Source organism: uncultured Boseongicola sp. (genome assembly GCF_937988555.1).
Classification (GTDB): Bacteria; Pseudomonadota; Alphaproteobacteria; order Rhodobacterales; family Rhodobacteraceae; genus Boseongicola.
This window is the reverse complement of record NZ_CALJXO010000059.1, coordinates 1-7,734: the sequence shown is the minus strand read 5'-3', so window position 1 is coordinate 7,734 and position 7,734 is coordinate 1. Positions and strand designations below refer to the sequence as shown.

The 7,734-nt window shown below is 57.0% G+C and carries 7 protein-coding genes and 1 pseudogene; 1 reads left to right on the top strand and 7 read right to left on the bottom strand.

The window, feature by feature from the left end:
* The coding region (locus tag Q1B15_RS03610) for a hypothetical protein (protein WP_299750277.1) at nucleotides 1-182 on the top strand (182 nt) is incomplete at its 5' end.
* A gap of 26 nt (nucleotides 183-208) precedes the next feature.
* On the opposite strand, the gene gph is transcribed toward Q1B15_RS03610, so the two are convergent.
* From gph to Q1B15_RS03575, 7 genes and pseudogenes are all read right to left on the bottom strand, one after another.
* Nucleotides 209-856 carry a phosphoglycolate phosphatase gene (gph, locus tag Q1B15_RS03605; protein ID WP_299750274.1) on the bottom strand — a complete coding sequence of 216 codons (648 nt, stop codon included), beginning with the start codon at nucleotides 854-856 and terminating at the stop codon, nucleotides 209-211.
* Nucleotides 856-2,523 carry a ribonuclease J gene (locus tag Q1B15_RS03600; protein WP_299750270.1) on the bottom strand — a complete coding sequence of 556 codons (1,668 nt, stop codon included), beginning with the start codon at nucleotides 2,521-2,523 and terminating at the stop codon, nucleotides 856-858. Before Q1B15_RS03600 ends, gph begins: the two co-directional genes overlap by 1 nt.
* Nucleotides 2,520-3,296, bottom strand: coding sequence for a type III pantothenate kinase (locus Q1B15_RS03595; RefSeq protein ID WP_299750267.1), 777 nt, complete (start codon nucleotides 3,294-3,296; stop codon nucleotides 2,520-2,522). The genes Q1B15_RS03600 and Q1B15_RS03595 overlap by 4 nt, the downstream gene beginning before the upstream one ends.
* 13 nt (nucleotides 3,297-3,309) lie before the next feature.
* Complete coding sequence (locus tag Q1B15_RS03590; RefSeq protein ID WP_299750280.1) at nucleotides 3,310-4,062, bottom strand: biotin--[acetyl-CoA-carboxylase] ligase; 753 nt, start codon at nucleotides 4,060-4,062, stop codon at nucleotides 3,310-3,312.
* A gap of 90 nt (nucleotides 4,063-4,152) precedes the next feature.
* A complete protein-coding gene (gene nuoN, locus Q1B15_RS03585) occupies nucleotides 4,153-5,589 on the bottom strand; it encodes an NADH-quinone oxidoreductase subunit NuoN (protein WP_299750264.1) in 1,437 nt (478 codons plus the stop codon).
* A complete protein-coding gene (locus Q1B15_RS03580; protein ID WP_299750261.1) occupies nucleotides 5,589-7,148 on the bottom strand; it encodes an NADH-quinone oxidoreductase subunit M in 1,560 nt (519 codons plus the stop codon). The genes nuoN and Q1B15_RS03580 overlap by 1 nt, the downstream gene beginning before the upstream one ends.
* Nucleotides 7,148-7,734 (bottom strand): annotated as a pseudogene (locus Q1B15_RS03575) (NADH-quinone oxidoreductase subunit L); the annotation flags it as partial. The gene Q1B15_RS03580 and the pseudogene Q1B15_RS03575, both read right to left, overlap by 1 nt.

Here is a 7,734-nt window from a genome sequence, read left to right as displayed (position 1 = left end):
CTCATCGTGGAATCTTAGAACAAACGTCCATTACCGCTGATCACGATTTGCGTTGTAGGGCGACGGATCCCTCAAAGCGCAAGCGCGTCGCTCGGCCCGAGGGAAATGTTGTTCGCAGCTATGGGGTTAGTGAGGGATTGTCGCAGAACTATCCGGGACGCGGGATATTCACCAAGCTCTGACGAGACCTGCTCCGAGAGAGGAATGCCTAAGAAGACAGTTTCGCCAAAATCGCATCAAGCGCCCCAAAATCATCAAACACCACGTCGTGCGGAATGTCTTCGATCGGGCTGACGCGGATGCCGTGTGCGTAAATCACGAAGGGAACGCCGGCCCGCTGTGCGGTCTCGGCGTCCACTTCGCTGTCCCCGACATAAATCCCAGTCTCTGATCCAAGCTTTTGAAAGCAATGAAACAAAGGCGCAGGATCAGGCTTCCGCTTGGGCAAGTCATCCCCCGCAACAACCACACCAAACACATTATCAAGCCCCGCCGCCTCAAGCGTCGGAACCAAGGGCGCACGCGGCTTGTTGGTGCAAAGCCCGATCGGAACACCGGCCGCAAGAAGGCGATCCAACGCCTCCCGCGCGCCCGGGAAAAGCTTCGTATCCAACGCCGCCATTTTATAATGCGTAATGAAGCGCGGCATCAGCCGGTCGGCGTCCACCGGTTCGAACGCTGTTGCCGCAATAAGGCGCTGCATCAAAACCTGCTCGCCGCTGCCGACAAAGGTGTTCACCACCGACGTCTCCAAAAGCGGCTGCCCCTCTTCCGCCAGAAGAAGGTTCACCGCCTTTGTCACGTCCGGCAGACTGTCGATCAGGGTCCCGTCAAGGTCAAAGACAACCGGCAACATCACGCGCTCAAACGCGAAATCACGACAGTCACTTCTGGCTTCTTACCGATCTCATCTTGCGCCGACTTTCGCACGACTTGACGTAGCTCTTTCTCCAAAGCCTCGTCACTGGACATTGTCTTGCGCTTGGCGCGCCCAACGAGCTGACCCAGATCTTCTTCCAGCACATCGACCAAAGCCGCCTTAGAGCGCCCGGTTTCCGGCAAGCCCGATATCTCGACCCAAGGGTCGCCAAGCACGTCGTTGTCTTCCATGATCAGCGTCACAAGCACATGCCCGTTGATCGCCATCCGGATACGGTCCCGCACGACACCATCCATCGCACCGATCTGTACTGATCCATCTAGATAAGTCCGACCGGCTTCGACGAATTCGGCGACCTTCGGCGTCTTGCCTGTCAGATCTACCATCGTGCCGTTAGGCGCCACGATACTTGCAATCCCGTTAGAGGCCGCAAGTTTGGCGTGTTCCCTCAAATGGCGATGTTCACCGTGCATCGGGATGACCATATCGGGTTCAATCGTCTTGTGCATCTCATCAAGATCGGGCCGGTTCGCATGGCCCGACACGTGATAATGCCCCGAACTGTCGTCGACGACATCAACGCCTTTTTCGGAGAACGCATTGATAATCCGGCTCACGCCGCGCTCGTTTCCAGGAATGGTTTTAGAGGAAAACAGGAACAGATCGCCCTCCTTCACTTGAAGCCCAAGATACTTACCACGGCTTAGGCCTGCCGATGCAGCGCGCCGTTCGCCCTGACTGCCGGTCACTAGCAACATCAGATTTTCACGCGGAATGTCCGCTGCTTCTTCCGGGGTTACAACAGCAGGAAAATCCGTCAAAACGCCCGTTTCGACCGAGGCTTCAACCATTCGCTTCATCGACCGGCCCAAAAGACAGACCGAGCGGCCCGCCGCCTTGCCCGCTGCTGCAAGCGTCTTTACGCGTGCGACATTGGACGCAAAAGTGGTCGCCACAACCATGCCTTTCGCCTCGCTCACCAACTTGGTAATCTCGGGGCCAACGGTTACTTCAGATCGTCCGGGATTGGGTGAAAACACATTGGTCGAGTCGCACACAAGCGCCTTCACACCATCCTTGGCGATCTTGCGCCACATGTCAGGATCCCAGGCCTCACCAACCAAAGGCGTCTCATCCAACTTGAAGTCGCCCGTATGAACGACGCGCCCTACCGGCGTGTCGATCACCAGGGATGAACTTTCCGGGATCGAATGGCTGATCGGCGCAAAGCCCACACTGAAGGGTCCGACTTTAGTCGTGGTGGGCCAAGCCTCAACCACCTTGATTGCATTCTCGTCGCCGCCATGCTCTGACAATTTGCGCGCGGCGTGAAGCGCCGTAAATTTCCGCGCATAAATCGGGGCCCGCAGCCGGTGCCACAAATGCCCGATCGCGCCGACATGGTCTTCATGCGCATGTGTAATAAACACGCCTTCGATGCGGTCCGCACGGGCTTCAAGCCATTCGACGTCTGCGAATATGAGATCGACACCGGGCGAGCCCTCCATCTCGGGGAACGTCACCCCAAGGTCCACGACTATCAACCGCTCCTTGTCGGGCGCGCCCCATCCGTAGACATAGGCGTTCATTCCAATTTCGCCGGCACCGCCCAGAGGCAGATAAATCAGACGCTCGTTACTCATTGATTTTCCTTGTTAAAGCGATGAATTACGGTCAGCCCGTACATCGTCAAATCATCTTCGACAGAGTCGAAAAGCATATCACCTTTGGCAAATAGCGGTGCCAGACCGCCAGTCCCGATCACCTTCATGGGCGCGCCAAATTCGGCCTTGATGCGCGCGGTAATCCCCTCGATCAGGCCCGTATAGCCCCAAAAGACACCGGATTGAATGCATTCTACCGTATTGGTGCCAATCACTTTTTCGGGTTGCGTAATGTCCACATGCGGTAAGGCAGCGGCCCCCATTGCAAGCGCTTCAAGGCTAAGGTTCACACCGGGCGCAATTACGCCGCCGATATAGGCCCCATCGTCGGCCACAACATCGAAATTCGTCGCCGTCCCGAAGTCGACAACCACCGTATTGCCACCATGTCGGGCAAACGCGCCGGCCGCATTGGCAAGTCTGTCAGGCCCCGGGCGCACGCCTTCATCGACGCGGGACGGCACCGGCAGCAAACACTCGGGTTTTCCAACCACCAAGGGGCGGCAACCGAAATAGCGGTCGCACAGAACACGTAGATTGAACACCACCCGCGGCACAGTCGACGAGATCACCACCTCGTCAATCGCCACGTCCTGCAGACCTACCGTCGCCATCAGTGTCGACAGCCAGACAAAATACTGATCCGCCGTGCGCTGATGCTCAGTCGACGCACGCCACGTCCCGATGAAGGCCGCGCCATCCCAGATGGAAAAGACCGTGTTGGTATTGCCAGTGTCGATACAGAGGAGCATTTCGCCCTCCCTCTCAGAAAAATACGTCAGCTGCCGGGATAGCAACCCGACCCTTTGGGGTCATAAGCACAAGATGCCCCGCCTCGTCCACCGTCTCAAAGATGCCCATAACTTCGCCTTTGGTTGTGCGCGCGGTGATAACCTCACCCAGACGCGCGGCACGGCCCAGCCATTTCTCGCGAATATGGCCAAAGCCAAACTCCTGAAATAGCCGCTCCTCGGTGGCGAAATTCGAAGCCAAAAGCGATAGGAACTCGTCCTGATCCGTCGCCGCACCGCCCTCGCCTGCAAGCGAAACGGGCGGAAAATCGGTGCGCCCTACATCGTCCGGTACGATCTTCAGATTGACGCCGATGCCCACTGATAGCCACTCGATCACACCGCCGCGCCCGGTGCTTTCCAGCAAAATCCCCGCCACCTTGCCGCCGTTCAACAGCACATCATTGGGCCATTTCAACGAAAGCGCGTCTCGGTTGACCTTCATCGCCAAAGCCTCGAACAAAGCATTCGCCGCCAAAAACGATCTAAGCGCCGCGCTTGCCGGATTGCCGCCGGGCTTCATCACAAAGGTCGCGGCAAAATTGCCGCGCGGGTTCGACCAGATTTTGCCCCGCCGCCCCCGTGCGGCCGTTTGGTGGCGCGCCATGATCCAGGTAGGACGATCCAAAGTCGAGGCCCGCCGTGCCGCTTCGGCCATGGTGCTGTCGACCTCATCCAAAACGATGCGGTCAGTCCCATCAGGCCAGGGCAAAGGCTCGCGAGTCACGCCGCCCACCCCATTCTTCTTGGTTGAAATACTCTGGGTATCTGGGGGCAGCGCCCCCAGCGGATCTCGCCAGAGGCGCGAAAAATTACTTTATTTGACAAGCGTTGCCGCCGCAGCTTCCGCAACCGCCTCGACCCCGAAGAGGTTGATCACCCCAAGGACCATGATCGCCGCGCTGACCACCAGAAACCCCGACAGGATCGGCGCAGACCCGGTATCCATTTCACTATCCTCGGACCCGAAATACATCAGGTATACGATGCGCAAATAATAGAACGCACCGATAACGGAGGCGATCACACCCGCAACCGCAAGCCATCCAAGGCCCGCTTCCACAGCCGCCAAAAGCACGTAGTACTTGCCGAAAAAGCCAACCAAAGGCGGCACGCCTGCAAGGCTGAACAGCAAGATCAGCATCGCCAAGGCCTTCAGCGGATTACAGCGCGAATACTGCGATAAGGCCGAGATCTCCACCACCGGCGCGCCGTCTTTCTCCATCGAAAGGATGAAAGCAAAGGTGCCGATATTCATCGTGATGTAGATCGCCATATAGACAAGCATCGCCTGCACGCCAAACGCCGTGCCAGACGCCAAACCCATCAATGCAAAGCCCATGTGCGAGATCGACGAATAGGCCATCAGTCGCTTGATATTGGTCTGTCCAATCGCGGCAATGGCGCCCAGATACATCGAAGCCACCGACAGGAACGCCAGAATCTGCTGCCAATCCCCAACCATGCCGCCAAACGCATCGTGCAAAACCCGCGCGAATAAGCCCATCGCGGCCATCTTCGGCGCTGTGGCAAAGAACGCCGTAATCGGTGTCGGCGCGCCTTCGTAAACGTCCGGCGTCCACATATGGAAAGGGGCCGCCGAGACCTTGAATGCCAAACCAGCCGAAATAAACGCCAGACCGAAAAGCAGGCCCAAGGGCAAGTCGCCTTGCGCCGCTTCGATGATGCCAGAGAACAAAGTTGTGCCTGCAAATCCATAGGTCAGCGATGCGCCATACAGCAGCAAACCCGACGACAATGCGCCAAGGACGAAATACTTCAGGCCCGCTTCCGTCGACTTCACGCTGTCACGGCGCAAAGACGCAACCACATACAACGCCAGCGACTGAAGCTCGAGGCCCATATAAAGTGCGATCAAATCGCCCGCCGATACCATCATCATCATGCCAACTGTCGCAAGCGCAATCAGCAATGGATACTCAAAGCGCAGCAGCCCACGGCGCTGCATATACCCTTCGCTCATCAGTAATACCGCCGCCGTCGCCAACAGGATCGTCACCTTAGCAAAGCGCGCAAACCCGTCGTCGATGAACATTCCGCCAAAGGCAATCTCGCTCCCGGCACTCTGCACACCGATCCATGCGGCCAGCGCCACCATCAAAGCAGATGTTGCCCAAACCAGCATCGGCGCAGTTTTGTCTTTGCCGCCATAGGCGCCAACCATCAGGCCAGCCATCGCAAACAGCGACAGCACGATCTCGGGAAGAATTACAGAAAGATCACCGGGTTGCATCAGTTGCCCCCTCCGTTGGCCGCGACCATCGATTGCGCAGCATGATCCGCCAGCGCTGTTTCATAGCCACCCAAAAGGTTGGCGACAGACGGGCTGATAATATCGGTCACAAGGGCCGGATAGACCCCAAGAAGAATGGTCATCACGATCAACGGCGCAAATATCCAGCGCTCTCGCGTGGTCATGTCCGAGATGGATTTCAAACTCTCTTTGATGAGGTCCCCCATCACCACACGGCGATACAACCAAAGCGCATAGGCCGCCGACAAGATCACACCCGTCGTGGCCACTGCCGCAACCCATGTATTCGCCTGGAACATGCCCATCAAAGTCAGGAATTCGCCCACAAACCCGGATGTTCCGGGCAGGCCCACATTCGCCATGGTGAACAGCATGAACACCAGGGCATAGGCCGGCATCCGGTTCACAAGACCGCCGTAAGCATCAATATCACGGGTATGCATCCGGTCGTATATCACGCCGACGCACAGGAACAACGCGCCCGAAATGAACCCGTGCGAGATCATCTGAAAGATCGCGCCATCAAGCCCCTGCTGGTTTGCCGCAAAAATACCCGCCGTCACAAAACCCATGTGAGCGACGGAAGAATAGGCTATCAGCTTCTTCATATCTTCCTGCATCAGCGCGACCAACGACGTGTAGACGATGGCAATCGCGCTCATCCACAATACGAAGTCTGACAGTAAATCCGAAGCAACCGGGAACATCGGCAAGCTGAACCTCAAGAAGCCATAGCCACCCATCTTTAACAGGATAGCCGCTAGAACGACCGAGCCGGCCGTCGGCGCCTGAACGTGCGCATCCGGCAACCATGTGTGGACCGGCCACATCGGCATCTTGACCGCGAAGGACGCGAAAAACGCCACCCAAAGCAGCGTCTGCAAGCCGCCGATTATGGTAAAGCCCCAGACCTCCAACACTTCGGACGAGAAGTTATGGCGCAGCAAAGCCACGATATCCGTGGTGCCTGCATCCACGTACATCGCGATCATCGCGACAAGCATCAGGACCGACCCGAAGAAGGTGTAGAGGAAGAATTTGAAAGACGCATAAATCCGCTCTTTGCCGCCCCAAATGCCAATGATCAAGAACATCGGGATCAGACCACCTTCGAAGAACAGGTAGAACAGGACCAGGTCAAGCGCGCAGAAAACGCCCAACATCAGCGTTTCCAGAACAAGGAATGCGATCATATATTCTTTGACACGATGTGTGACGTCCCAGCACGAAAGGATCACTAGCGGCATCAGGAAGGTTGTGAGCATCACAAACAGGATCGAAATCCCGTCCAAACCCATCTTGTAGGTAAGGCCCAAAATCCATTCGCTCTCTTCCACAAACTGGAAATCCGGGTTCGATGCGTCAAAGCCTGTGAGCAGGAACAGGGACGCCAGGAACGACGCACTTGTCGCCGCCAAAGCGAGCCACTTGGCATTGGCCCGTGCGGCCTCATCGTCGCCCCGCAGAAACAGCGCCATAATCGCGGCACCGATTAGCGGAATGAAGGTGACGATGGAAAGGAGGTTGTCGAAAAGCATTATTCGCCTCCCCCCGACAGCGTCATCCAGCTGATCAGGAAGACAATTCCGATCACCATCCAGAACGCATAAGTAAAGATATATCCCGACTGCGCGCGCCCCGCGAGACGCGTGAAGAACGGCACAAGGCCCATCGCGATACCATTGAGGAAGCCGTCGATGACGACGCCGTCGCCCTTCTTCCAAAGCAACCGACCCAGCCACATGGCAGGCTTGATGAACAAAAAGTCGTAGATCTCGTCAACGTACCATTTGTTCAACAGGAACTGATACAAAATCTGCTGGTTTTCGGCCAAACGCCTGGGCCACTCGGGTCGGCGGATGTAGAACTGATAGGCCGTCAGGAACCCGATCAACATCGCAATGAACGGCGACACTTTGACCCACTTCGGCGCATGATGTGCATCGTCCAGAACGTTGTTTTCCGGGGCCATATAAATCGCGCCCTGCCCCGGAACCGGGGCCTCGCCGTGGTCGTCAACGACGTTGCTTTCTTCGGTGGTCTCGCCGGCGGCATAAGCCGCGCCAATCATCAGACCTGCTGCGACTGCATGCTCTTCTTCGGCAGCGATGCCAAAGAAGACTT